The 25,448-nt window shown below is 43.5% G+C and carries 22 protein-coding genes; 15 read left to right on the top strand and 7 right to left on the bottom strand.

The features are described from left to right. Positions 1-94 precede the first annotated feature (94 nt). From ACT3S4_RS04565 to ACT3S4_RS04540, 6 genes are all read left to right on the top strand, one after another. Positions 95-1,552, top strand: a complete 1,458-nt coding sequence (locus ACT3S4_RS04565; protein WP_250163886.1) for a tetratricopeptide repeat protein — start codon at positions 95-97, stop codon at positions 1,550-1,552. Positions 1,553-1,728: 176 nt separating this feature from the next. Beyond that, positions 1,729-3,315 (top strand): 3-deoxy-D-manno-octulosonic acid transferase, encoded by a 1,587-nt coding sequence (locus ACT3S4_RS04560; RefSeq protein ID WP_444760561.1) that lies wholly within the window; start codon positions 1,729-1,731, stop codon positions 3,313-3,315. Further along, complete coding sequence (locus ACT3S4_RS04555) at positions 3,312-4,037, top strand: 16S rRNA (uracil(1498)-N(3))-methyltransferase (protein WP_193009521.1); 726 nt, start codon at positions 3,312-3,314, stop codon at positions 4,035-4,037. Before ACT3S4_RS04560 ends, ACT3S4_RS04555 begins: the two co-directional genes overlap by 4 nt. Before the next feature lie 291 nt (positions 4,038-4,328). Continuing rightward, positions 4,329-5,453, top strand: a complete 1,125-nt coding sequence (locus tag ACT3S4_RS04550) for an extracellular solute-binding protein (protein ID WP_201559890.1) — start codon at positions 4,329-4,331, stop codon at positions 5,451-5,453. A 173-nt stretch (positions 5,454-5,626) separates the two neighbouring features. Next, the gene (locus ACT3S4_RS04545) at positions 5,627-7,333 is read left to right on the top strand and encodes an ABC transporter permease (RefSeq protein WP_201559889.1); all 1,707 of its coding nucleotides are present in this window, start codon (positions 5,627-5,629) and stop codon (positions 7,331-7,333) included. Between the two features lie 106 nt (positions 7,334-7,439). Continuing rightward, entirely contained in the window at positions 7,440-8,792 is a 1,353-nt protein-coding gene (locus tag ACT3S4_RS04540) for an ABC transporter ATP-binding protein (protein ID WP_201559888.1), read from the top strand. A gap of 182 nt (positions 8,793-8,974) precedes the next feature. Here ACT3S4_RS04540 and ACT3S4_RS04535 read toward each other — a convergent pair whose 3' ends face one another. Next, positions 8,975-9,847: a methyltransferase domain-containing protein gene (locus ACT3S4_RS04535; protein ID WP_201559887.1), complete on the bottom strand. Its 873-nt coding sequence runs from the start codon at positions 9,845-9,847 to the stop codon at positions 8,975-8,977. Positions 9,848-10,169: 322 nt separating this feature from the next. Between ACT3S4_RS04535 and ACT3S4_RS04530 the strand changes: the two genes are divergently transcribed. The 8 genes from ACT3S4_RS04530 to ACT3S4_RS04495 all read left to right on the top strand — a co-directional run bounded on the left by ACT3S4_RS04530 (position 10,170) and on the right by ACT3S4_RS04495 (position 20,248). Next, on the top strand, positions 10,170-11,861 hold the full coding sequence (locus ACT3S4_RS04530; RefSeq protein ID WP_201559886.1) for an alpha/beta hydrolase family protein: 1,692 nt from the start codon (positions 10,170-10,172) through the stop codon (positions 11,859-11,861). Between the two features lie 105 nt (positions 11,862-11,966). Next, positions 11,967-12,146, top strand: a complete 180-nt coding sequence (locus ACT3S4_RS04525; protein WP_193009516.1) for a hypothetical protein — start codon at positions 11,967-11,969, stop codon at positions 12,144-12,146. Between the two features lie 305 nt (positions 12,147-12,451). Further along, positions 12,452-15,271 (top strand): DNA gyrase subunit A, encoded by a 2,820-nt coding sequence (gene gyrA / locus ACT3S4_RS04520; RefSeq protein WP_201559885.1) that lies wholly within the window; start codon positions 12,452-12,454, stop codon positions 15,269-15,271. Between the two features lie 186 nt (positions 15,272-15,457). After that, a complete protein-coding gene (gene rarD / locus ACT3S4_RS04515; protein WP_201559884.1) occupies positions 15,458-16,528 on the top strand; it encodes an EamA family transporter RarD in 1,071 nt (356 codons plus the stop codon). 242 nt (positions 16,529-16,770) lie between these two features. Continuing rightward, positions 16,771-17,841: an EamA family transporter RarD gene (gene rarD, locus ACT3S4_RS04510; protein WP_055124458.1), complete on the top strand. Its 1,071-nt coding sequence runs from the start codon at positions 16,771-16,773 to the stop codon at positions 17,839-17,841. A gap of 215 nt (positions 17,842-18,056) precedes the next feature. Further along, positions 18,057-18,725: a glutathione S-transferase gene (locus tag ACT3S4_RS04505; protein ID WP_201539586.1), complete on the top strand. Its 669-nt coding sequence runs from the start codon at positions 18,057-18,059 to the stop codon at positions 18,723-18,725. Between the two features lie 93 nt (positions 18,726-18,818). Next, positions 18,819-19,088 carry a hypothetical protein gene (locus ACT3S4_RS04500; RefSeq protein ID WP_201539587.1) on the top strand — a complete coding sequence of 90 codons (270 nt, stop codon included), beginning with the start codon at positions 18,819-18,821 and terminating at the stop codon, positions 19,086-19,088. A 32-nt stretch (positions 19,089-19,120) separates the two neighbouring features. After that, complete coding sequence (locus tag ACT3S4_RS04495; protein ID WP_201539588.1) at positions 19,121-20,248, top strand: ribonuclease Z; 1,128 nt, start codon at positions 19,121-19,123, stop codon at positions 20,246-20,248. Between the two features lie 39 nt (positions 20,249-20,287). Here the strand turns inward: ACT3S4_RS04495 and ACT3S4_RS04490 are convergent, their stop codons facing one another. Next, positions 20,288-21,250 (bottom strand): ATP-binding protein, encoded by a 963-nt coding sequence (locus ACT3S4_RS04490; protein ID WP_250163891.1) that lies wholly within the window; start codon positions 21,248-21,250, stop codon positions 20,288-20,290. Positions 21,251-21,319: 69 nt separating this feature from the next. Here ACT3S4_RS04490 and ACT3S4_RS04485 point away from each other — a divergent pair, with 69 nt between their 5' ends. After that, positions 21,320-22,345: a protein kinase domain-containing protein gene (locus ACT3S4_RS04485; protein ID WP_250163892.1), complete on the top strand. Its 1,026-nt coding sequence runs from the start codon at positions 21,320-21,322 to the stop codon at positions 22,343-22,345. 86 nt (positions 22,346-22,431) lie between these two features. On the opposite strand, the gene ACT3S4_RS04480 is transcribed toward ACT3S4_RS04485, so the two are convergent. The 5 genes from ACT3S4_RS04480 to ACT3S4_RS04460 all read right to left on the bottom strand — a co-directional run bounded on the left by ACT3S4_RS04480 (position 22,432) and on the right by ACT3S4_RS04460 (position 25,412). Next, positions 22,432-22,857 (bottom strand): hypothetical protein, encoded by a 426-nt coding sequence (locus tag ACT3S4_RS04480; RefSeq protein ID WP_060490678.1) that lies wholly within the window; start codon positions 22,855-22,857, stop codon positions 22,432-22,434. Then, complete coding sequence (locus tag ACT3S4_RS04475) at positions 22,854-23,384, bottom strand: hypothetical protein (RefSeq protein ID WP_060490679.1); 531 nt, start codon at positions 23,382-23,384, stop codon at positions 22,854-22,856. The genes ACT3S4_RS04480 and ACT3S4_RS04475 overlap by 4 nt, the downstream gene beginning before the upstream one ends. 11 nt (positions 23,385-23,395) lie before the next feature. Then, positions 23,396-23,791: an outer membrane protein assembly factor BamE gene (locus ACT3S4_RS04470; RefSeq protein WP_201539591.1), complete on the bottom strand. Its 396-nt coding sequence runs from the start codon at positions 23,789-23,791 to the stop codon at positions 23,396-23,398. Positions 23,792-24,460: 669 nt separating this feature from the next. Next, the gene (locus ACT3S4_RS04465) at positions 24,461-24,955 is read right to left on the bottom strand and encodes a glycoside hydrolase family 108 protein (RefSeq protein WP_286796290.1); all 495 of its coding nucleotides are present in this window, start codon (positions 24,953-24,955) and stop codon (positions 24,461-24,463) included. Positions 24,956-25,019: 64 nt separating this feature from the next. Beyond that, positions 25,020-25,412: a hypothetical protein gene (locus tag ACT3S4_RS04460; RefSeq protein WP_444760560.1), complete on the bottom strand. Its 393-nt coding sequence runs from the start codon at positions 25,410-25,412 to the stop codon at positions 25,020-25,022. Positions 25,413-25,448 lie beyond the last annotated feature (36 nt).

The following is a 25,448-nucleotide window of genomic DNA, read 5'->3' as shown; positions in this document are numbered from 1 at the left end:
TTTAGGGTAAGGTAAACGACTGATGTCAGTTTAGTCCCATGATGACCTTATTTTTATTACTATTAATTTATCCCGATAAAGGATGCGCTTGTCTATGTATGCATCGTCTGCATCACCTCTAACGCCCTTTGATTATATTGCAGCAGGCTATTGGCAAGACTTTCTAGCGGATCGTCCTATCGCTGGTGGCATTGCTTACGAAAGCGAGCTTCGTGATTGTATATTAGATGAGTCATTGGCCAGCTTACAGCGAGTCGATACGCTGCTGTCGCACATACGCCGTGAGATGGTTAAAACTGGTCGATGGCATGAAGAGACATTATTGCTCGATGAACGCTATCGTAACTTTATGGTATTTTTGGCGTTTTATGCAGGGCGAGTATTGGCACAGCAATGGCAAAATACGCCGCATTGGTATGGACAGTTTGAGCTACATAAGCGCTATCCTGAACTGGCTCTTACAACCGATGATTTTTATCAACATCTGGCGGTTGTCTATTGTCAGTCGGCTGATGCTAATAGCGTTACGTCATTGTTTTTTGCAATAGAGCCGATAGGGATGCGTCTATTTGGTCATATTGATCGGCCGTTTAAGGCGGTACAAGGCGGTCAAGTGGCTAGTGGTCTGTATCAAGCGGTTAGCGCAAGGTTGCCACATGCGCACGACAATCACGTTGCTAATTCGATCACACCAGCCATTAATATCAGCACACCAAATACAAGCGCTAGTGTAGAGCGCATTAAAACGGTTGATAGTCAGGAACCGTTAGAAAAAGAAGGGTTGAGTCATACGCCACATGATGTGCCAGAATCTCAGAACCTGTCTCAGCAAGAGAACCAAACTAAGCCTGTGCTGTCTAAATCAGAAACAGTGCAACCTCATACGACCTCAGAAAATACGGTATTAGAGCAGCCACTACCATCGTCAGTGTCTTCTCCTCAAGAATTGCCAACGCCCGCGATTTTTACGCAACTACTCGTAGAGCTGGATAACATAGAGGTCATTCAAACGGCTGGCAATAGTGAATATCAGCAAGCCCATAAAGTGCTAGAGCAGTTAGAACAGCATATTGCCAAGCAAAGTCAGCCGCGCACGCAAATGCGCTTTTCAGAGAGTCATTTGACGACAAAAAAGCAAGCGTTATTAACACTACAAGAGGCGGCGCATGCGGGTAATAGCGCTGCCATGCTACATTTGGCAATGTATGAGTTACTTGGTGAAGGATTAGCGGTTGATAAGGGTGCTGCTACAGCGTCAGGTGCTGAGTGGGTTAAGCAGGCAGCCAGCAAAAATGACAGTCGTGCGCAGCGCCTACTAAGCAAGATGTATTACCAAGGGGTTGGCGTGGCGCAAGATATAGATACTGGCAAGTATTGGCTAGAGCAAGCAGCGGAGAATGGACACGCGGAAGCGGCGAGCGTAGTAGGGCAATGGCAACAGGCGCAAGCGCTGATAACGACACAAAAACAAGAGCAACATAGCATGAAGCGCTATCAGCTGCTATTCGCCGCCATACTCGTAGTGGCAATATTGATCCTAATTATTGTCTAAAATATTTTATGGCAACACGCTGTAAAGCGTATTGTTAATCGCTAAATTCAGGTAGAATTGGCGCATTTTTTACCGTCACCTTACTATAGTCGATTTAATTTAAAGAGGTGAATGCCGTCACTCTTTTATAGTGAATTGACTATATTATTTAAGCCATTACTAATCTGGGCAACTTTATGCCATCTTCTCCTATATCCTCTGATTGTGCTTTAGAAGCGACTGACCCAGTATCGTTGCCCAGCCGCACTGTTTATACTGCGCCTTTGTATTATCAGTGCGCCATTGGCTTACTTAAGCCGCTATATCGACTCCAAGTTTGGCAACGCTCACACAACCGCGACAACTATCAACAAGAAGTGGCGCAGCGTTTTGGCAAACAATATCCGCCGCGGCCAGTGGCTAAAGTGACTAATGCGCAAACTGATAAAGGCGTTATTTGGTGTCATGCGGTGTCATTGGGCGAGACCAATACCGTCGCGCCATTATTAGATACATTATTGGCTGATGGCTATCAAATATGGCTAACCAATACCACGCAGACAGGTTTTGCTCGCGGTGCTAGCCGTTTCGCCGATGATATTGCTCAAGGTCGGATGAGCCATAGCTACGTACCTGTCGACAGCCCAACTGTGATTGAGGCTTTTTTGGCGCATGTCAAGCCCATCGCTGCTCTGTTTGTAGAAACGGAACTGTGGGCAAATATCCTAACCAAATTATCCGAACACCGTATTCCCAGTATCTTGGTCAACGGTCGGCTGTCAGCGTCTTCTTTTAAAAGTTATCAAAAAATTGCTGCGGTCAGTGCCAGCATGATGAAAAATCTGACTTTGATTATCGCCCAAGACAGCGACTCAGCGAAACGCTTTCGACAATTGGGTGCGAATAGCGCGCAAATTCGTGTCGCAGGTTCACTCAAATGGGTGATTAATACGCCTCAAATTGAAGATAAAGCGGCTGATATAGAAAACAACTATACAGAAAATTCTAGCGTACCAAACCAATATTCTGAATCGGCCAAAGAGTCCACATTAGCAAAAGAGATGAATATCGCTGGTCGACCGATTTGGGTTGCCGCAAGTACCCATAGTGGCGAAGAAGAGACGGCATTATCATTGCATCAACAGCTATTGTCTCATCCCGCGCTCGCTGATGCGCTGCTTATCATTGTACCTAGACATCCTGAACGTTTTGATGAAGTAGCAGCGCTCATTCAAGCGTCTGAATTAACAATGGCACGGCGTAGTGCAGAAGATAGCATTCATGTAGACACACAAGTCTATCTGGCTGATAGCATGGGTGAGCTGATGTCATGGTATAAGTTGGCAGATGTGGCACTGGTCGGCGGCTCGTTAGTGGATGTCGGTGGGCACAATCCTGTTGAGCCAGCGAGTGTGGCAACGCCTGTACTCATGGGGCGCTATACGCAGTCTTGTCAAAGCGTGGTGGATAAATTGGCGGAGGTCGGCGCGTTATATCAGCCAAACAATGTTTTCTATCGTCCCGTTACTGTTAATACGGCTACTACTAATGATGATACGAATCAACAATCCTCTCGTAAGAAACCTGCCGCTAAAGAGGATGTAGCGCTCATTTATCAGCAGCTAGTGTCTTGGCTCAGTGATCTTGAGGTAGCGGCACAAGCAGGGCAAGCTGGCGCGCGAATGACGAGACAACAGCAAGCCGTACTGACCCGCCAATTTACCATGATTAAAGAGGTTGTCGAGCAGCATGCTATTCAACAACCAAGCCAAGAGCTGCTATGAATTGTCTATTATTACCCATTGAAAACTTCTCTTCGGATGCGGCATATATTGATGAATTATCACAAATAAATCACGTCAATAAAGTGCTAACAGCAAAAGTTGGTGATACGCTGAAAATCGGTCAAATGGGCGGTCATTTGGGCACTGCTGTGATTGAGAGCATCCGCTCTGATGCTATTGAGTTGCGTGATATTCAGCTCACCACTGCGCCGCCACCAAAACTAGATTTGACCGTTGTGTTGGCACTACCGCGTCCTAAAGTGCTACGCCGCTTAATCATGGATATGACCGCGCTTGGGGTGCGCGATATTATCCTAATCAATAGCTATCGCACGCAAAAAAGCTATTGGCAAAGTCCGATGCTTGAGCGCCTTGATGAGTTTGTATTAGAAGGGCTGCAACAAGGGGTTGACACCATAGCGCCTCGTATCACTTTACAAAAACGCTTTAAGCCATTCGTGGAAGATGAGCTGGCAGGTTTGGTAACCAATCGAGCCATCGTGGCGCACCCGTATAGTGAGCTATCCTTTACACAGTATCTACAACAGCCGCCATCGTTAGGATTACCAAGTCTGGTTTGTATCGGTAGCGAGGGCGGCTGGATTGATTATGAAATAGCACTGCTCGCCACTCAAGGTTGCGCGGCAGTCACTATAGGCTCGCGTATCCTGCGTACAGAAGCCGCCGTCAATGTGATTTTAGGTCAATGGTTGCTGTCGTGAATCAGCAGATCATTGAAAGATAATTAAGACATGCCATCACTTAGAAAATCTATACATTACTCCATGAAGATCTATAAATTTATCACTTAGAAAGTGACAGTTGAGCCAAATTATCGGTGCATTTCTGAGTTAAACAAATGTATTGATAATTAATCTCATTTCTATTAGTATGTTGTTTCAGAGATTATCGCGTGATTGAACCTTATTGTTAGAGGTCTTTAGCGCCGTCTTATCTTATTGTCATCTCATCTATTTATCTCACCTTTTCGTAGCATCATTATGGGGAAAACCATGTCATTGAATGCCATTAGCGCTAACCTAACTTCTACTAAGCTTATCTTGCCTGTTGCCGTATTTGGCATGATGTTGGGACTGGCTGGTTGTAGCAATTCATCTACAACAGAAGAGAGCGTGGAGGCGGAGACATCAGCGGCGGCTACTGAGCAACCAGCTGCTAATGATGGTGCTACGAGTGAAGGTGGTCAAACGATTACTATTTATTCTTCGCGAAATGAGCAGCTGATCAAGCCATTGCTAGACCGTTATACCGAACAGACAGGTGTGAAGATTGAGCTGGTCACAGATAGTACAGGTCCGCTCATGGCGCGTTTGCAAGCTGAAGGTCAGAACACGCCAGCCGATATGCTGCTCACGGTTGATGCGGGTAACTTATGGCAAGCGGCTCAGCAAGGCTTGTTACAACCAGTATCCTCTACTGTGTTAGAGACCAACGTTCCTGCCAAATATCGTGATCCAAAAGGTCAGTGGACAGGGCTATCATTGCGTGCTCGTACGATCTTTTATGACCCAAGTAAAGTCAGTGCCGACCAATTGTCTACTTATGCAGATTTAGCCGATCCAAAATGGAAAGGCAAGTTATGCCTACGTACCTCTAAAAAGGTCTATAACCAGTCGCTTGTGGCCAGTATGATGGAGCATTTAGGCGAAGAGAAAACCGAAGAAATCGTCCGTGGTTGGGTCGCTAACTTAGCTACTGACGTGTTCAGTGATGATACCAGTATGCTAGAAGCCATCGCTGCTGGTCAGTGTGAAGTGGGCATTGCCAACAGTTACTACTACGGTCGTCTGCTCGATGAAAAACCTAACTTCCCTGTGAAAATATTTTGGGCAAACCAAGGCACGACTGGTACACACGTAAATATTTCAGGTGCTGGTGTGGTCGCAGGTTCAGACAATCCAGATGGGACGCTTAAACTGATAGAGTGGTTGTCTTCTGATGAGGCGCAAGGTCTTTATGCCAGCTCAGACAAAGAATTCCCAGTAAAAGTAGGGGTTGATGAGTCAGAAATGCTCAGATCATGGGGTGAATTCAAAAAAGACGATATCAATGTGCAAAAGTTTGGTGAGCTACAAACCCAAGCCATTCAGTTGATGGACAAAGCAGGTTATAAATAAGGTATTGACAGTCATACCCTTCTCAAAAATGACAATGCCTATCAAGCACGAGTATCAAGCTTGATAGGCTAAATGATAGTGTTTATGTTCAAAGCAGACAGTGTTTTTAGCCGTATTTTTGAGTTTGGTATAATGTTATAAGGTCTTTATGCGTATGACACGGTAATAATGATATGATCAAAACGCCAGACGCGTCTGTACGTCAAAACGATACAGTCAATGATAGTGCTAATGCCAACAATATGGATAATCATAATATTGATGGCAAGCAGACTGTCAGCCAAGACCACGCCGTCCGTAAACGTATTATCTCAAAATCAGTCTTAGGACTGATTTCGTCGTTTATGCTTTTGCCAATTTTGATTGTGTTGCTATCTTGGACGCAGCCAATTGCTGATATCTGGACGCACATGGCAGATTATGTGCTGCCGCAAGTGCTTAAAAATACCGCGATTTTATTGCTGATGGTAACGGTCGTGTCTGGCACTATTGGCACAGCGCTTGCTTGGGTAACCAGTATGTACCGCTTCCCTGGACAGCGGTTTTTTTCGTGGGCGCTGATGTTACCGCTGGCGATACCTGCCTATGTATTGGCGTTTGTCACCATTGGTATTGTTGATTTTAGTGGACCATTACAAACAGGTTTGCGCGACCTAGGCTTTGATACAGCGATTCCTTCGATCCGTAATGTCTGGGGAGCAGGTTTGGTATTGTCCCTAGCATTTTATCCCTACGTCTATTTGCTGGCGCGTCAAGCGTTCTTATCGCAAGGCAGGCGCGCGATTGAAGCAGGACAAATGCTGGGCTTAAGCCGTAGCCGCGTGTTTTTTCGGTTGGCATTACCACAAGCCTTGCCGTGGATTATTGGCGGACTATTGCTTGCCAGTATGGAAACCTTGGCAGACTTTGGTGCCGTGTCAGTCTTTAATGTTGATACCTTTACCACGGCTATTTACAAAGCATGGTTTGGCTTCTTTAGTTTGACCACTGCGGCACAATTGGCAGCTTTGCTCATCGGTGTGATCTTTATTGTGGTATTGTTTGAGCAGTATTGGCAAACCAAGCGCGGCAATAATGTGACTCAAGGTAGTAGTCAGCGTTTTGATGCCAGCACGCCCGCGAAATTGGGTATGACATTGCTGTGTACCTTGGTGTTTGCTGGCGCTTTTTTAATCCCATTTTTGCAGCTTATCTACTGGACGGCATTGAATTTTCGCCAAGATTTCGATGCGCGCTATATTGATTTTGTGACCAACAGCCTCATGATTGCTAGCATGACCACGATTTTTATTGCCTTTTTGGCGATTATTATTGCGTGGATTAAGCGGCAGTATCCTGATAAATTGACCAAGCTCATGACTACTTTGGCAAATTTGGGTTATGTGGTGCCGGGTACAGTATTGGCAGTGGGCATCTTTATCCCAATTGCTTGGCTAGACAACCAAATGATTGCCTTTGGGATTACCACGCAGCAAGTATTATCAGGCAGTGTGATAGTGATGCTATTGGCATTATCAACGCGTTTTATGACGGTGAGTTTTCAGCCAGTTGATCGACAGCTACAGCGACTAACGGTCAATCAAGAAGCGGCTGCCAAATTACTGAGTGACAGTCCTTACCAGCGCTGGCGGCAAGTGATGTTGCCTGTCATTAGTCCAGGAATATTGACAGGACTATTGATGGGGTTTGTTGAAGTCATGAAAGAGATGCCGATTACGTTAATGACGCGTCGCCAAGGCTGGGATACGCTGGCGGTGCGGGTGTTTGAGATGACCAGCGAAGGCATGTGGGGACGAGCTGCGTTGCCAAGTTTATTGATTGTGCTGGTTGGGCTGCTGCCTGTTTGGATATTATTGCGTCAAAGCGATAAGCAAGGTTAAGGTGTTTTTAGAGTGAATCTGCATTATCCGATAACGCTCCATTTTATGATTGTTTTCACTGTTTTATCTATGGGTTTTATTTACTAATAGCTAACTGGTACCGTCTATGTACACTGATTCAATGAAAGGCTCAGCAGACTCTAAATCAATCAATGCCAAGTCAATAAAGGCGAAGGCAAGACTGGAGCATATAAAAAAATTACCAGTTGCTCAAGTTAAGACGTCGCCCGCCCAGCCTAGTAAGTCTTTAGAAAAAAGTAGTGCTTTTAGCCAAGATGTTGAGACAAATACTGAGGCAGCTACGGCTACTAGTCCTTATTTTAGTGTGCAAGATTTAATCGTCGGTTATGACGATACGATTATCGTCAATGGTTTGTCATTGGAATTGAAGCAAGGCGAGATTGGTTGCTTTTTGGGTTATAGCGGCTGCGGCAAGACCACGGCACTAAGAGCGATTGCAGGGCTGGAACAAAGCCGTGATGGTACGGTTCTCTTAAACAATCAATGTCTTACTGATAAAACTGACCGCAACTCGTATGCAGTCGCACCCGCCAAACGCGGTATGGGTATGGTGTTTCAGGACTATGCGTTGTTTGGGCATTTGAGCGTGGCAAAAAACATCGCTTTTGGTCTGAATAAATGGTCTGCTGCTGACAAAAAAGCCCGTGTCGCTGAGATGCTAGAGCTGGTTGAATTGTCTGAGCATGCTGACAAACGTCCAAATGAGCTGTCAGGTGGCCAACAGCAGCGGGTGGCATTAGCCCGTGCATTAGCCCCAAAGCCAAAACTATTACTACTCGATGAGCCGTTTTCTAATCTAGATGTGGTGCTACGTGAATCATTGGCAATGAATGTCCGTGATATTCTTAAACGCACCAATACCACGGCAATATTGGTCACTCATGATCAAAACGAAGCCTTTGCACTGGCTGATAAAGTGGGGGTGATGCATAAAGGCAAGCTGGTACAGTGGGCAACCCCAAGCGAGCTATATCATGAGCCAATCAGTCCTTTTGTCGCCGAGTTTGTCGGCGAAGGCGCGATGATAGATGGCATCATCAAAGAAGGCCATGTTGAGACGGCATTAGGCGATATCTATCGGCGTATGGAAGTGTATGATGAATCAGGGTACCCACAGTATTGCGAGTATGATTATCCTAACGGCACACCGATTAAGGTGTTGGTGCGCCCTGATGATATCATTCATGACGATGAGAGCACACAAACCGCTTTAGTCGTTGGACGCGTATTTCGCGGTGCCAACTATTTATATCGCTTGCAACTTGACGACGGGCAAACGGTACTGTCTTTAGTCGCCAGTCACCATAATCATGAGATTGGATCGCAGATTGGTATCTTACCTATCCTAGAGCATGTCGTGGTATTTGATGAAAAAGACATCAATGCGACGACTTGGTCAGAGTATGATAGATCAGAGAGAGTTGATGAGACAGAATAGTCGTTATAATCAAAGCATTTATAAAGGATTAGGAAATTAACCTCGCGACATGCACACGGTATGCTATTGACGCTTGGCTGCCTTGTATCTACTTTATACCTATTTTACACTGCTGCGATTTTACACTGCTGCGATTATATTGATTAAAACTCCCTCCAAAAAACAGGTGCTTGCACTTACGCTTATCGCGTCGCCAATATGTGCAAATAACGTCCCAACCGTTTATACGGCTCTAATTGCGAGTAGCGCAGCTCCATGCGTATCACGGCCTCTGGGTCATTGTGACCACCACGCTTAAGCGGGGCATAATCATGAAATACGCGCAGACCACTGGTACGTATGGTCTGATAATGATGCGCCGTCAACCAAGATTCAACTTCTTCTTTGGCGACAGGATGGTTGGGCGTGAGGCTTTTTTTGTTGTCCGCCTTGTATTCTGTATTATCGAGTAAGTTAAAATTCCCCATGATCAGGTTGCGATAATCAAAGCTTACTGGGTTATAAAAGCATAAAGATAGCGCACCATTATCCGTTAATTGCTGATCAAAAAAGTCCATCACGGCAGCGGGCTCTGCCAACCATTCAAGCAGCGCATGACACATGATTAAATCAAACTTTTCATGCTTTTCTTTGTCTAATTTTTCTGGCAGCTCCTGATAGGGGCAAACATACCATGTGATATCGAGGTTTTCGTCTATCTGCGCGGCACTCGCTTTCGCTTTTTCTAGCATATTGGCTGAGATGTCATTGATGACCAATGTATGACCTTGAGCTGCCAGCTCTATTGCAATCTGTGCGAGCCCTGCACCCACATCCAAAATACGTAAAGGTCGCCCAAGGCTTTCACTCATTTGCGCGCTATATTCAAAGATATCACGGCGTAGCACCGCCAATCGAATATCGCCTTTTAAGCCACCGTAGACCTTTTTTTCAAAATGATCCGCAATCGCATCGAAGCTACGATCGGCACGTATATCGCCTGATGCGTCGATTGTTTGTGTCAGATCAACCGATTGGTTGTCATGTTCTTTGGTACTTTCACTATGGGTTTGCATAAAGCGCTATCTGTATTAGGGTGGTATTTTGGAACATCGTACAACAAAGACAAAAGCTAAGCTAGGTTTGACGCCAATACTAGCTTTACCATAGCATTAAAGATGCCATTAAATACCTGTTTTCCAGTAGCTTTTCACAATATTTTACGGTATAAGTAGTAAGGTTTAAGAAACAATTATTGAGTAAGTTTTATTGAAAATATTTGATACTTCACTGTATTCGATAAAAACCAATCGATAAAAAGAGTCTGCCATACTGAAATTTTTTATTGTCAAGGACTCTCAGCAAACGTCTGATCTACCACCGCTAAGGACAGCAACCATGATCGTATCTAAATCTACTACCGCTATAACTGACAAATCATCTAGCAGTACCCATCAATCAGTATCCATTACGACGAGCAAGCCTGTGATGCTGCGCTGCCTATTATCCGTCGCTATTGCCAGTAGCTTGCTACTCGTCGGTTGTGGCGATGACAATGACTTTGATGCTGTCATAGGCTCTGACTCTGCGACGTCAGTTAAATCAATCAGCTCATTTAACACCGCGCAAATAAATACCCAGTTTGGTCTTGATGGTACGGCAACCCCTGATGCCAAATGCGATATCAAAATCGAAAAAGTCAGCTATCCGACAGTAGGAGCCGCGGGTGAGCGTACCAACGCGACAGCAGCTTTGATGCTACCAAGTGGCGACAGTGCTGACTGTCAAGGCGATCGACCTATCTTGCTGTATGCCCATGGTACAACTACGGACAAAGGCTACGATTTTAGTCAAGTCGCTAATCCTCAAAATCCAGCCGCTGGTGAGTCGACATTAATCGCTGCCAACTTTGCCGCTCAAGGCTACATCGTCGTTGCACCAAACTATGCTGGTTACGATGAGTCTGATCTTGATTACCATCCATACCTTGTGGCTGAGCAACAAGCCACTGACATGGCTGATGCGTTAGACAGTGCCCGTACCATCATTGCAAGACAACAACGCGCTAATGATCCTGACTACACCAACCTTGATGACTCTGGTAAGTTATTCATCAGTGGTTACTCTCAGGGTGGGCATGTGGCGATGGCAACTGCAAGAATGTTCGAGAAAAATGATGAGCCTGTCACTGCCATTGCACCTTTATCAGGGCCTTATGCACTGGCAGCGTTTGGTGATGCAATATTTTCGGGTAACGTCAATATCGGTGCATCGCGTTTTGCACCGCTACTGGCATCTGGTCTCCAAAATGCGTATGGCAATGTCTATAATAGTACTGCTGATATATTCACTGCCAATTATGCAAACACACAATTACCAAGTTTATTGAGCTTTGGTGAGTTGGTCGCTGCTAATAAACTGCCTGATAATGCGCTGTTTGAAAAAGATCCTGAAAACAATCCCACGCTTGATCTTCTACCAGCGCCTACCGTTCCCTTTGCTTCTATTGGCTTCGCGGATGATAATTATCTGATCAAAACAGACTTCCGTACCGCTTATGTCGCAGATGCATTACAGAACCCTGATAGCCTAATCGCGATGACAGGAGCATCACTAGCAGCCAATCCACAAAACAACTTACGAAAAGCCTTAAAAGCCAATGATCTACGTGGATATGTACCAAAAATGCCAACTCTGCTATGTGGTGGTAATCAAGATCCAACGGTTTTTTATGACCTAAATACCAGTTCAATGGCTGCTATTATTCAAGGGAGTGTCGCACAAAATCCAGCGCTTACCGTTAACGTGACAGTATTAGATGTTGATGCGACGACAGCTGATGATCGTCCTGATAATTCTAATGTTCAACTTATTGGACAGGCGTCCATGAACCAATGGAATATTAATTCTGTGGTAACAAGTGTTCAAAGTAACTTTGTTCAAAATCTTCAACGCGTAGTAGATGCAGGAGCACAGCAAGGCATACCTGCAAGCGTTGCTGTATTGGGCAACTATCACGGCGGTCTAGTCAGTACGGCTTGTACGCAAGCCACACGTGAGTTCTTTAATCAGGAATTTAAACCTGCTTAATAGAGGTCATTTTAACCATAAAAAATAGCCTGACTATCGAAAAAACTGTATCCACTGGATGCAGTTTTTTCATGAATATCATTTAATCATCAATAAGAGAAAAATATGAAATCGATAATATTATCACTAATTGCCTGTGTCTTTATCACAGCTCCGATCAGTCAAGCACAGGCTAAGAATACACCTTGTTCGGGCAAAATGGGCGGCGTATCTCACTGCTCAAAAGATGGTAAATTTGTTTGTAAAAACGGCAAAATCAGTCAATCAAAACAAGTATGTCGTTAAAGTTGTTTTTACCCTTGTTATTAGAGTGAAAAAAACCGCTAATCAGCTGTTTTGCTTAATTTTAATAACAGCCAGACGCCCCTAAATCAGCAAATTTGTGCTAAAATAGCTTCTTTAATTGAACATTATTTTTAACAAAAACCGTATCACTATTTTCCTATTGTTTTGCACCTTTGACAGTGCTTTTTTAGGGTCTATATTCTGATAGTAGCTGCGCATTGATGCAGCTATATTTTTGTATAACCCATGAGTATCTTGAACAAACGTGTCAACATTAGAAAAACAATGTGAGTGAAGGAGTGTATATGAGCGAATCGGTCAGTCCTATTGGCATCGTAGAGGAACTAAAGCAATCCTATCTGGATTATGCGATGAGCGTGATTGTCTCGCGTGCGCTGCCTGATGTGCGTGATGGGTTCAAACCTGTACACCGCCGTGTGATGTACGCCATGCACGTGCTATCTAACGACTATAATAAGCCATATAAGAAGTCTGCACGTGTCGTCGGCGATGTCATTGGTAAATATCACCCACATGGCGATAGTGCGGTCTATGATGCCATTGTGCGGATGGCGCAAGATTTTAGTTTGCGTTATCCGATGGTTGACGGTCAAGGTAACTTTGGTTCGATCGATGATGATCCTCCGGCAGCGATGCGTTATACCGAAGTACGTATGACCAAGCTGACGCATCAGATGCTTGCTGATTTAGACAAAGACACGGTTGATTGGGAAGACAACTACGATGGTTCTGAGCGTATGCCTAGCGTCATGCCAGCGCGTGTTCCAAACTTACTCATTAATGGGGCGACTGGTATTGCTGTTGGTATGGCGACTAATATGGCGCCGCACAACCTGACAGAAGTGATTAATGCTTGTTTGGCTTATGCCGAAAACCCACAAGTATCAGCTGAAGAGTTGATGTCACACATCTCAGGTCCTGACTTTCCTACAGGCGGTATCATTTATGGTCGCGCTGGTATTTTAGATGCTTATCGCACGGGTAAAGGTCGTTTGCACATACGTGGTCGCTATCATATTGAAGCCATGAGTGATACGGGTGTCAACCGCGATCGTGAGCGTATTGTCTTTACCGAAGTACCTTATCAATCTAATAAAGCCAAAATGATTGAGCGTATCGCAGAACTCGTACGTGATAAAAAGATTGAAGGTATTAGCGAGATTCGTGATGAATCTGACAAAGATGGTATGCGTATCGCCATTGATTTGCGTCGTGGTGAGACAGCTGAAGTTATCGTTAATAACTTGTTCTTGCAAACGCCGCTCGAATCAAGCTTTAGTATCAATATGGTGGCGCTCGATAATGGTCAGCCTAAGCTACTAACTTTGCGTCAGCTGATTGCCGCCTTTGTACGTCATCGCCAAGAAGTGGTGACACGCCGTACGATTTATGAGTTAAACAAAGCGCGTGTACGTGGTCATTTGCTCGAAGGTTTGACTGTTGCGTTAGCCAATATCGACGAGATTATTGCAACGATTAAAGCGTCTGCAAACCGCGGTTTGGCACGTGAAAGCTTATTGAATAATACGTGGGGTTCAGGTAGCGTGGTGGCGATGCTGACCGCTGCTGGTAGCCAATCTGTGCGTCCTGACTATATCGAAGGCGAAGATCCTAAAGCACCATTTGGCTTGATTGAGGGCGAAGAACGTTATCGCTTATCACTTGAGCAGGTCAACGCGATTTTAGATATGCAGTTGCATCGTCTAACGGGTCTTGAGCAAGACAAATTAACCGAAGAATACCAAGATTTGCTACGTGAAATCGCTCATTTAGAGTCTATTCTTGGTGATTTTGATAAGCTAATGACCATTATCTCCAATGAGATGATTGAGATTCGTGATAACTTTGGTGATGAGCGCCGTACCGATATTATTGACTCACGTACTGACTTTAACCGTGAAGATTTGATTCCTGAACAGACGGTTGTCATGACGGTCTCGCGTACAGGTTATGCAAAAACTCAGCCGATTGATGATTATGTCGCACAAAAACGTGGCGGTAAAGGCAAGTCTGCAACCGCAATGAAAGAAGATGATGTGATTGATCATTTGGTGGTGACCTCAACGCATGCTACCGTATTGTGTTTCACGGATAGCGGTCGTGTCTTTAGCTTACGTGGTTTTGAAGTGCCGATTGCCAGTCGCGGTGCTCGTGGTCGTCCATTGGTGAATTTAATTGGCTTAAATCCTGATGAAACCGTCACTACGATACTGCCAATTCCAAAAATAGTGGAAGAATTATCGGTAAAAGGTGACGCGTTAACAGATGCTCTAATAGATGGGGATGATGATTCATTAGACGCTATCACGCAAGCAGAGCCACCTTTTGTGTTCTTTGCAACTGCCAATGGTACGGTGAAGCGGGTAGAGCTTAAGCAGTTTGCCAATATTCGCTCGAACGGCTTGATTGCGGTTGGACTAGAAGAGGGCGATAAGCTGGTCAGTGCTCGTATCACTAATGGTAGCCAAGAAGTGATGTTGTTTGCATCCAGTGGTAAAGCCATTCGTTTTGATGAAAATGATGCGCGTGTGATGGGTCGTACGGCTAAAGGTGTCCGTGGTATGCGTTTGGCGGCTAATGAGTCGATAAAATCATTGGTTGTGATCGAAGATGATGTCCGCGAAATCCTTATTGCTTGTGAAAACGGCTTTGGTAAACGTACCTTTATCGATGAGTTCAATACCCAAAATCGTGGCGGCGGCGGTGTAATTGCTATCAAAACCAGTGAGCGTAATGGTGCGCTAGTAAGAGCCACCAAGGTTGACTCTACAGACGATATTATTTTAATCTCTGACAAAGGTACGTTGGTTCGTACGCCCGTTGAGCATGTCGCTAGCTCTGGTCGTAATACGCAAGGTGTGACGCTGATTCGTTTATCAAAAGACGAGAAGCTGGTCGCTATGGCGCGTGTTGAGCATGAAGAAGGTGACGATGAGCTGGTTGATGCCATGAGAGAAGACGGTACATTTGATGTGGCAGGTCAAGAGCAGATAGATATTGATGCGGCGACTGGCAACACAGCAACGAATGACGTTATGGATATTGCTACTGACAATGAATTAGATGTTGATAGTACAGACGGTGAAAACGCAGACGACGAATAAATGTCTCAGTAGTTAGCTTTTTGATCTAGTCTTATATGATTGTTCTATAAAAAGCCTCTGACGTTATCGTCGGAGGCTTTTATTTTTTTCTGCACGTCATCTATTGTTAGAGTCTGCCTTTAAGTTTCCGCTGCTCTAATTTTTTATAAATAATGCCCATAAAGTTCTATTTTTAAGGCTGTTGTTATGCTCTCGACCAATCAAACTTTTCAAGGAACCCTTGCTTCGATATCATCGAGCTTTTTATTTTCGATGATGTTCGTGTTTGGGCTATTTATGCTGCCTTTGACAGGTACGCAGGTAGCCTCATGGCGCGTGCTCATGATGCTGCTAAGTTTGCTATTGTTGGTCAGTTTTACCAAGCAATGGCAACATGTTTTTGATTATTTGAAAACCTTAGAAACTCCGAAAGAGTGGCTGATATTTATTTTGCCCACACCGATTTTGGGTGGTCAAATTTGGCTATTTATGTGGGCACCAGTCAATGGCTTTGGTCTGGATGTCACCTTGGGCTATTTTTTGTTACCGCTGGTGATGATAGTGTTGGGTCGTTTCTTTTATCACGAGCATATGAGTGCGTTGCAGTGGGTGGCCGCGCTATGTGCAGCCTTAGGTATTGGCTATGATATCTTTCAATATGGCTCAGTATCTTGGGTAACGTTGTTTGTGTGCTTGGGCTATCCACCCTATTATCTGCTGCGTCGTAAACTGGCTGTGCCGCCTATTACAGGGCTGTTGTCTGATTTGGCTCTGTTAACGCCAGTAGTGCTCATTATGTTGTATTTTAGCGGCGGCTTTAGTACGGCAGCACAGGACATCAAGTTCTGGTATTTATTACCACTGCTAGGAGCTTTTAGTGCGCTGGCGATGTCCTTAACCATGATTGCCAGTAGCAAATTACCCGTGTCATTATTTGGGGCGCTAAGCTATGTCGAACCTATGCTGCTGTTTGTTTTATCCATCACTGTTCTAAGTCAAAGCCTCGATGAGGGCGGCTCTTTGTTCATGTATGGTATGGTAAGTTTGGCGTTACTGGTGATGATTGCTGATAGTATAAAAGGTTATCTTAAGCGCCGCCGTGACAATCATTTGCATGGCTATCGAGAGCCACAAGTGGGCGGGTTTCCGCCGCGTCGTCGTTTCATAGATCAGCGTATTGATGGGGTTTTAACCGCGCATCGTTTTCGCAAGATTCGGCGCTATCAAAAAAAGATGGATAGAATACAGCAAAAAATCGAGCAGTTGAGTGCAAAGTAAGATACTGAATGAATAGGCGCACGCTTTAGTGAAGCAGGTGTATTGCTTATCTATTCTGACTTTGACATAATACTGACCATAAGATAAACACGATATATTCCAAGTATTTATCTCAATCTTATATGATAATGTTGTAGATAACAGAGTTTATAGATCAAAAAGCCTTCGACGTCCGCGTCGGAGGCTTTTGTTTTTTTTCTAAAATTGCCAAGGACGTGCGCTCATTTTTCAAGGTTGTCGTTATGCTCACCACGAATCAAACGTCGCAGGGTACCATCGCTGCAGTGGCAGCAAATTTTTTATATTCATTGCTATTCTTATTTGGTCTATTGATGCAGCCGTTGTCAGGCACGCAAGTCGCTTCTTGGCGCGTATTGATGATGCTATTGAGTCTGGTGCTGCTGATTAGTGTGCTGAAGCAGTGGCAGCATATTTTTGATTATTTAAAAACCCTAAAGACGCCAAAAGAATGGTTTTTATTTATCATACCCACACCAATATTGGGCGCGCAAATCTGGATATTTATGTGGGCACCTGTCAATGATTTAGGGCTTGAGGTGACATTGGGTTACTTTTTATATCCAATGATTATGATTATGGTTGGTCGGTTTTTTTATAACGAAGACATGAGCTTGTTACAATGGATTGCCACCATTTGCGCAGGCGCAGGTATTGCCTATGATGTCTTTCAGTACGGCAGTATTTCTTGGGCGACTTTATTTGTTTGCTTGGGTTATCCGCCTTATTATCTACTGCGTCGTAAATTGGCAGTGCCGCCGATCACAGGGCTTATCTCTGACCTTGTTTTATTGACGCCGGTGGTGTTGATTGCTTTATATCTCAATGGCGGGTTTGCGCTGGCGATATCTACCGATAAGTTTTGGTATCTGTTGCCACTATTAGGCATTATCAGTACGGCTGCGATGTCGTTGACCATGGTTGCCAGTCAAAAGCTGCCCGTCTCATTATTTGGCACCTTATGCTACCTTGAGCCGATATTTTTATTTATATTTTCCATCACGATTTTGCATCAAAGTATCGATGAGGGCGGCTCTTTATTTATGTACGGCATGATTTTTGTCGCGCTGTTGATGATGATTGTGGATAGTGCGCTTGGTTACTTGGCGCGTAAGCGTGATGACCGTTTGCATGGTTATAATGAGCCACAAGTGGGTAGCTTCCCGCCACGTCGCCGTCTGAAAAACCGCCGTATTAAAGGTGTATTAACCGCGCATCGTTTCCGCAAAATTAGAAAGTATCAGCAAAAAATACATAAGATGACACGCAAAATTGAAGAGCTGCATTCAAAGTAGCGCCTGCCAGCAAGTCGATCTAGACTTGACTTAGCGGGCAGTATTTTTCGTCATTACTCTACACAGTTTCTGTGTTAAAGAGGCATTAATTACGCTATTATCGATAGCATTGCTGCCACGCTTAACAACGTTTATTAATGGAATGCGTGGCACCAACTATACATATTACGACTTATTCATACGATAACTTATTCACATTATAACTAGGATGGTTTATGTTACACCTTCATCATTTAGCAAATTCGCGCTCATTTCGTATTATTTGGCTGTTAGAAGAGCTTGGCGTCGATTATCAATTGACTTGCTATGAGCGCAATAAAGCATACCGTGCGCCTGACAGTTTAAAAAAAATACATCCGCTCGGTCATGCACCCATGTTAGAAGTAAATGACCGTGTGCTCATCGAATCAGGTTTTATTATCGAATACTTGTTGAAGCATTATGATAGAGAGAAACAGTTCAAGCCTGCGGATGATAATGAAGCGGCGTGGGAGGCTTACACGTTTTGGTTACATTTCGCTGAAGCATCAGTGATGCCGCCATTGGTCATGCGTTTGGTATTTAACAAAGTGGTTGGGCAGTCGCCCATGCTGATCAAGCCTGTGAGCAAAAGCATTCGCAATCAAGTCGAAAAAAATATGATAAGCAAAAGTCTAGATGCTATATTGGCGATGATAGAGCAGCATTTGCAAGACAATCATTGGTTTGCTGGGGCTGAATTTAGTGCCGCTGATATCCAAATGCATCTTGCGGTTGTAGGTGCTAATGCTGGTACAGGATTAGATAGCAGTAAATATGCCAATATCTTAATTTGGCTAAAACGCTGTGAAGAGCGTGATGCCTTTAAGCGTGCAGAAGAAAAGGGTGGTCGTTTGCAGTTCTAAAAGCGTCGCATTTAATCGTTAATAAATGACTGATTTAATATTAAAATGAAGGGTTTTGTTTATTCATAAACAAAACCTTTTTTAGGATAAGAAATGACAGACTTAAATAAATTGAATAACAAGCATACTGATGTCGATACTGGCATTGCTGCTAAGCCTGCGCTTGATACGACTGCTGACAATGTGAACCATCAGCAGGTCTCCATTAAAGCATGGTCACAAAAATTGCTCGTGGTTATATTGTGTATTGCCAGCTTTTATGGCGGCTGGAAATCTTATGAGTCAAATATGGTCAGTGAATGTACGGCCAATGGTGGGCAGATGGTTGCAGCGCAAAAAACCATGATGTGCCAATTGTCATAGCAGATAAGTATCATGTGTAAGAGAGGTAATCTATGTTGAAGCTGACTTTTTTGGGTACCTCTGCCGGTGTGCCAACCAAACAGCGCAATGTGACCGCACTGGCGATTGAATGTCTGAATCCTTATTTATCTGGGTTACAGCAAGGCATTCGTCAACAGAATGCCAATCAAAATAAAAAATCGCGTCCATGGCTACTGATAGATTGCGGTGAAGGCACACAGCAGCAGCTATTGCATACCAAGCTCTCTTTGCATCAACTAGCCGCTATCTGTATCACCCATGTGCATGGCGATCATTGCTACGGGTTACCAGGGTTATTGGCGAGTGCCGCCATGTCAGAACGCCGTGATCCGCTGACCCTCATTGCCCCAAAAGCAATCGCGACATTGCTCGAAGCCATTACCTTAACCACGGAATTGTATTTACCCTTTACTCTTAATTTTATAGCGATTGAAGAGGTGCTATCTGAGCAACGTGATACAAGCAAGGTGAATATCCGATTAAGCGACCAGCATCAGCTTGATATTGATATCACGTTGCTAGCACATCGGGTTGCTTCTCATGCATTTGGTATCACGCAGACTATCCATCATCGCACGCTTGATACGGACAAACTGCTGGCGCAAGGTATTCCTGCAAGCGCACTATGGGGTAAATTGCAGCAAGGTCACGATGTCATCACTGAAGAGGGTCAGCAATTATGTGCAGGTGATTATGTCAATGATGAACTATCACGAACGCGAGTAGTGGTGGCTGGTGATAACGATACGCCAGCGTGTCTCACTGCGGCGTTGGTTGATACGGATTTATTGGTGCATGAAGCGACATATACGCATGAGGTATTGACTAAGATTCAAGCCAAAAATCCAGAGTTTGATCCAATGCATAGTAGTGCGCAATTGGTGGCGGATTTTGTAGAAAACAGTGGTGTAAACAATCTAATATTGACCCATTTTAGCGCGCGTTATCAGGGTTTTGAGAATCCTAATAGCAAAACGCCAAATATGGCATACATTCGTCTAGATGCTGAGAGCGTTTACAAAGGTAATCTATGGCTAGCCGCAGATTTTGACCAATACATGGTCGATGGTGCGGTTGATGTGGCAGGTATTAAAGAAAATAACCGCGTACAATATTTGGGTTCTGCACGCGGTCGTTAAGTACTGAGCGTCATCATAAAAATAACTTTTAATGAAGCTTTACGATGGACTGTCTTCAGCTGTTAATCGTGTCTGTCCTATCCAGTGGCGGCTAAACTGATACGCCACTCGTCCTGAACGTCCACCGCGCTCTGATGCCCAACGTAGCGCTGCTGCTCTGATGTTATCAGGTAACGTCTTATTTTTTTCTTCATTATTACTTTCTTTAACGTCATTCGCATTATCTAGATGGCGGTTTGGCGAAAGTGATAAATAATGGCGCACGATGTGTAAATAGGTATTTTGATCCATTGGATGAAAGGACAACCAAAGCCCAAAGCGATCAGACAGCGATACCGTCTCATCAATGGCTTCATAAGGATTGACCTCATCGGTTTGACCATTATAAATATTGACATTGTCTTTCATTAGCTGAGGCAATAGATGACGGCGATTACTGGTCGCATAGACCAGTAGCTTGTCTTGCTCTGAGTCTAGCGAGCCGTCCAATACGCTTTTTAATGTCCGATAACTTTCATCTTGACCGTTAAACGCCAAGTCATCACAGTACACCACATAATGACAGCCACAATCCGCTGGCAACGCATTAATGGCGGCACGTATCTTATCAAGCACTCGCAAGTCATCACGGGCAATTTCAATAATGCGTAATCCTTCACTATGATAGGCTTGTAGCAATGCCCTAATCAGTGATGATTTACCAGCACCACGTGTCCCTGTCATTAAGACATGATTGGCAGGATGGCCCTTTAGAAATTGCCGTGTGTTTTGTACCAGTTTTGCCTTTTGCGTATCGATACCATGCAAATCATCTAAACTTAAAAATAAGTTAACTGCCAATGGCTCTAAATGTCCATTATGACCACCGACCCAGCGATAGGCCAGCTGTGCAGGATCAATTTCGATAGTGGGCGTGACCTGCTCTTGTAGATACTGTCCGAGTAAATCCAATAAATGGTCGGGTAGGGCGTAATTCGTAACAGGCTTAGTGGATTGGGGCATAATACTCAGTCGCTCATAAAAATTAAAATGACGTTCGGCATACTAGCTATATAGAGGTATCACTTTACCATGAAAAATAGTGCCAGTAATTCCTCTAATGCAAAAGCGTGTGCAAAACAAGCATTACAAATGCAAGCGCAGCAAATGTTGCCAACATTGACTGCGTTATTCTCAAGCCTGAATTATAACGATATTTCGCATCAACGACTCAGCCAGCAAAGTAACAATAATAACGAGAATGACTACCAAGGCTTGACGCGTGCCCAGCATCTACAGTTTGGTCGAGTGATGATTAAATGGCAGTTAACGGCTGCTAGCAATCAAAATTTGGCGGGCTTAACCCATGAAATCGGTATTCTAAAATCTATCAATAATTTATCAGCCAATCAAAAGAGATTTCAAGACAGTCTTTTTGCTATTGCTCCGCCAATGCTCGCTTATGAAACTTTAAGGGTACAGGTATTAGATCCGTTTTCGCAGCTGACGATACTTACCATGCCATATTATCTCAGTGGTAGCTTAGCAACTCAGCTTAATATTCGAAATCATTCGTTATTAAATTCTCAACGAAAGCATCATTTTATGGTGCAATCTGCGCACCTTATCGCTACTCTACATAGCGCTGGTTGGCTACATAATGATATTAAGCCCAGTAATATTTTGCTAGATGATTTTTTGCCAAATCATGCGGATGATAGCTGTATCAAGGCTGATTTATTGTTAAACGATTTTGCCTTAGCTAAGCCAATTAGTAAATCAATAGAGACTAGTCTTGCTGGTACACCAGCGTATCTTGCCCCTGAACGCTGGCAAAGTAAGAGTCAGAGTGCGACAGTGCAAAGTGATATCTATGCGTTTGGTATTATGATGGTTGAAATACTAACAGGCAAGCGACCGTTTCAGATATGTGCTAACAGTAATGACAAATTAAAAGCATGGGCGATTCAGCATTGCCAACAGCCTATTCCAACCTTACCGTTAGAATATAGTCACTATCAAGGTATCATTAATAAAGCATTGGCAAAGCGGGTGGAGAGAAGGTATCAGAGTATGGAAGAGGTGTTGAAGAGTTTAGAGCAATTACGAATTTACTAAGAGTACAGTTTTATGTGGAAGGAGTTAAATAAAAAACCCACTATTTAGTGAGTTTTTTTTATTTTTAATGGTTAGGATATTATGTTTTACTCTACAGCATTATCTGATAAGAAAAGCGACTTCGATAAAGATGAGAAGAAATCTTGATATATTTTAGGATTCTCAATTGGCTTTAGGTTGTACTGAGCGTTAGCTCTAACGATTACAGACTTGCTAGAAGAAGACGGTCTCGCGGTTACAGTCATTCTAACCTTGTTGCCATTATACAATCTCGTCGCTGAAACAGTACCAAGGTCGGTATCAGCCTTATCAATTACAAAGCTCAAATCCTGTAACGTTGATATGACATTTCTAACAACTACAGTTTTATCACTAGTATCAAAAGATCTAGTTTGCATACTACGTAATTCTACTTGATTGTCAGCGCCTAAAATTCTGGCATCATGAGTTGTAGCGCAACCAGTAATCAAAGTTAGACAAGCTGCGAATAAAGCTATTTTTAATGTATTCATATTTTTTGAGCCTCTAAGAATACTGATTTAGATAGTTTGTTAAAGAATTCAGCATATAGCTCTTCTGTTTTCATTGTTTCGGCTTTGGTTACCTGTCCTTGTGTATTCGTCACAATGCGTTGAAAAGTAGCTCTAGCTAAATAACCATTTTTATTGTTTTTAGACGGTAATGTTACGAAACTAACTTTTATCTGTTGCTGGCTATCAATCGACATGTTTCCGCCACCAAGTACCGCTAGTAATACAGCACCCGCTATCTGCGCATTGTTAGTAGCATCTACAGTTTTAGATGCGGTCACAACACCTGATTTTGTCTCTGTTTCATCTATTGAATATCCCATGTCTTGTAACACAGCTACCCCAGCCGAAAGAAGCTCTACCTCGTTGCTTGTTTCAAAAAATCTCGATTGCATTTGTCGATCTTGTAATGAGGTCTCTGCTACTTGAAATAAGTTTTCTGGTGGAGTGGTTGCACAGCCTGTTATTCCTAAGGCACAAGCAACAAATATATATTTCAGTTTTTTCATTTAGCTGGCCTTTAGAATTTTGAGGAATGGTATGCAAAGTCTCTTACCAAGTTTTGCTCATCAAATTTTATTATGATAGTCAGCGTTCTTTGTGATCTAGACGATGCTCCTGAGCTAGTCTGGCCACCAGCTAAAACAGCAAATACCCAGCCTGTACTTGATGACTGCACGGTATCTGTTGCTACCTTATCGTAAACCCAAACTTCTCTTCTTTTGTCGTCAGTAGAAACCATATTTGGTGAGCCAAGCGCCTGCAACACATCTGCGCCACTCATTCCAACTTTAATCTGTTTTTGAACAACCCCTACAGAGATGTTTCCATTGTTTTGGACTTGGGCAGCATGCTCAGATGCTGAAACACAACCAACCAATGATAGGGCAGCCAACAAGGCAACTATAGTTTTCATTATCTTTCCTTTTGGACTATCAATAAACTTAACTCTTTTATTTAAGTATGATGTTTATAGAATATCTCATACCTAAGCCTGTCAAGGGTAATGTAAACAAAAAGTTAACTAATGTAAACAATTAGTCGTTAGTATTACTAATTAATTATAAATATTGTTTTATTGTAATTATTAGATGGGTGTGGGTTTTTATTCCAAAATACTAATCTGGTATTAAAGAAAAGCGAAGGAGATCTGAATTAGTTTTGAAGTGAGTGTTTGTTTTCCGACAAAATACAGACACAAAAAAACCTGCTAAAAAGCAGGCTTTGATATTTGGTCTAAGATGTACTATCCGAAAATGGTGGGGCTGGAGAGACTCGAACTCTTTTTGATATAGCTTAATATAAATCAGTTAAGAATAAATATAATTAAATCATATATTTATGATAAACGGTTTTGATTGATTTAAACTGACTTACTGCGAACTGCGTCAAAAACTGCGTCAAATTTTACGCTTTGTATTCAGGGTAATATGGTTCGCTGCGATGGCGGGAGTTGAACCCGATTACATCACATTCTATCACACGCTATCAAATTCACTCTTAATAATATCAACGACTTACGATTATGCAATGTGATTAGATGTGATAGCGTATGACGATAGGATGTCAAGAATCATGTCACAGACTAATTATCTGCTGCTGCGTAACGTAGGTTTCCAACGATACGACGAGCCCAACCCTTACCGAAAGTTTGCCAAATGCGAAGGTTGGTGAAAAACTCTAGGCGCTCCGCTAAGAATAAAAACACTACGTCATTTTTATCCATCTCCGCAACTGCTGCAAGCGTGCGCGGACCAATCAACCCATCGGCAGTAACGCCAACTGCACGCTGCAGAAACTTAACAGCTTGGCGATTGCCGTGATTATATGCCGCATCTGTCAACTGCCATGCAATCAATCGGTCTAACTGATCGCCCTTCACTGCTTTATAGTATGACTTCTCGGTAATCGCTTTAGCAGTAGATTTTGGCAACTTACGCATATCACCGAAATAACCATGCGCTTGCGCTACTCGCTTGGTCACGCCATACATTGTTTCGCCGCCTGGGTCGTTTGGATGGTTGACGTAACCACCTTCGTGCTTCATTAGTCGCTCGAAAATTGCGTCGAATACGCTCATAAATTTTACCTTATTTTAGACATTAAAAAAGCCTCTAAATAGAGGCTGTATTTAATGATGATTATTATTTGCCAAAGATTGCAAACGCTGCATCTTTGACTTCTTTTATCACCTCAGCAAGCGTCTTGCCCTGCCACAATGCTATAGCTTGATAAACAATGCCGATTGCAAGCATCCCAAATACTGCCCACATAAGCATGACAAAACCATGGGTCATAACACTGTAGTTTTGCAATTCGTAATATTCGATAGATGCCGCGCCGCCATACAGACTGATCGTAACAGCGATCGTAAACTTAATGATGACTGAAATATTGACTTGCATCTTACCATCTCTGCCAATGTCGCCGCTTAGCATCAGACCAAGAATGGCGCCGATGACGGCTGCAAAAACTTTGGGCAGAAACACCAAAAGCTTTAGTAGGATTATGTCCCAAAAGGGTGTGTTGTTTGGCATACGCCGTCCTCAAATTTTAGATAATAAAAACCCCCA

The organism is Psychrobacter sp. AOP30-A2-5, from assembly GCF_052378115.1.
Lineage (GTDB): Bacteria > Pseudomonadota > Gammaproteobacteria > Pseudomonadales > Moraxellaceae > Psychrobacter.
Note: the sequence above shows the minus strand (reverse complement) of the source record. Positions and strands in the feature narration are given on the sequence as shown.

Coding starts and splice junctions, on each gene's coding strand:
- ACT3S4_RS04490 (WP_250163891.1), bottom strand. CDS start 21,250: ATGCCCCAATCCACTAAGCCTGTTACGAATTACGCCCTACCCGACCAT.
- ACT3S4_RS04470 (WP_201539591.1), bottom strand. CDS start 23,791: ATGAAAACTATAGTTGCCTTGTTGGCTGCCCTATCATTGGTTGGTTGT.
- ACT3S4_RS04560 (WP_444760561.1), top strand. CDS start 1,729: ATGCCATCTTCTCCTATATCCTCTGATTGTGCTTTAGAAGCGACTGAC.
- ACT3S4_RS04525 (WP_193009516.1), top strand. CDS start 11,967: ATGAAATCGATAATATTATCACTAATTGCCTGTGTCTTTATCACAGCT.
- rarD (WP_055124458.1), top strand. CDS start 16,771: ATGCTCACCACGAATCAAACGTCGCAGGGTACCATCGCTGCAGTGGCA.
- ACT3S4_RS04465 (WP_286796290.1), bottom strand. CDS start 24,955: ATGAGCGTATTCGACGCAATTTTCGAGCGACTAATGAAGCACGAAGGT.
- ACT3S4_RS04495 (WP_201539588.1), top strand. CDS start 19,121: ATGTTGAAGCTGACTTTTTTGGGTACCTCTGCCGGTGTGCCAACCAAA.
- ACT3S4_RS04475 (WP_060490679.1), bottom strand. CDS start 23,384: ATGAAAAAACTGAAATATATATTTGTTGCTTGTGCCTTAGGAATAACA.
- rarD (WP_201559884.1), top strand. CDS start 15,458: ATGCTCTCGACCAATCAAACTTTTCAAGGAACCCTTGCTTCGATATCA.
- ACT3S4_RS04550 (WP_201559890.1), top strand. CDS start 4,329: ATGTCATTGAATGCCATTAGCGCTAACCTAACTTCTACTAAGCTTATC.
- ACT3S4_RS04460 (WP_444760560.1), bottom strand. CDS start 25,412: ATGCCAAACAACACACCCTTTTGGGACATAATCCTACTAAAGCTTTTG.
- ACT3S4_RS04545 (WP_201559889.1), top strand. CDS start 5,627: ATGATCAAAACGCCAGACGCGTCTGTACGTCAAAACGATACAGTCAAT.
- ACT3S4_RS04565 (WP_250163886.1), top strand. CDS start 95: ATGTATGCATCGTCTGCATCACCTCTAACGCCCTTTGATTATATTGCA.
- ACT3S4_RS04505 (WP_201539586.1), top strand. CDS start 18,057: ATGTTACACCTTCATCATTTAGCAAATTCGCGCTCATTTCGTATTATT.
- ACT3S4_RS04480 (WP_060490678.1), bottom strand. CDS start 22,857: ATGAATACATTAAAAATAGCTTTATTCGCAGCTTGTCTAACTTTGATT.
- ACT3S4_RS04530 (WP_201559886.1), top strand. CDS start 10,170: ATGATCGTATCTAAATCTACTACCGCTATAACTGACAAATCATCTAGC.
- gyrA (WP_201559885.1), top strand. CDS start 12,452: ATGAGCGAATCGGTCAGTCCTATTGGCATCGTAGAGGAACTAAAGCAA.
- ACT3S4_RS04540 (WP_201559888.1), top strand. CDS start 7,440: ATGTACACTGATTCAATGAAAGGCTCAGCAGACTCTAAATCAATCAAT.
- ACT3S4_RS04555 (WP_193009521.1), top strand. CDS start 3,312: ATGAATTGTCTATTATTACCCATTGAAAACTTCTCTTCGGATGCGGCA.
- ACT3S4_RS04485 (WP_250163892.1), top strand. CDS start 21,320: ATGAAAAATAGTGCCAGTAATTCCTCTAATGCAAAAGCGTGTGCAAAA.
- ACT3S4_RS04500 (WP_201539587.1), top strand. CDS start 18,819: ATGACAGACTTAAATAAATTGAATAACAAGCATACTGATGTCGATACT.
- ACT3S4_RS04535 (WP_201559887.1), bottom strand. CDS start 9,847: ATGCAAACCCATAGTGAAAGTACCAAAGAACATGACAACCAATCGGTT.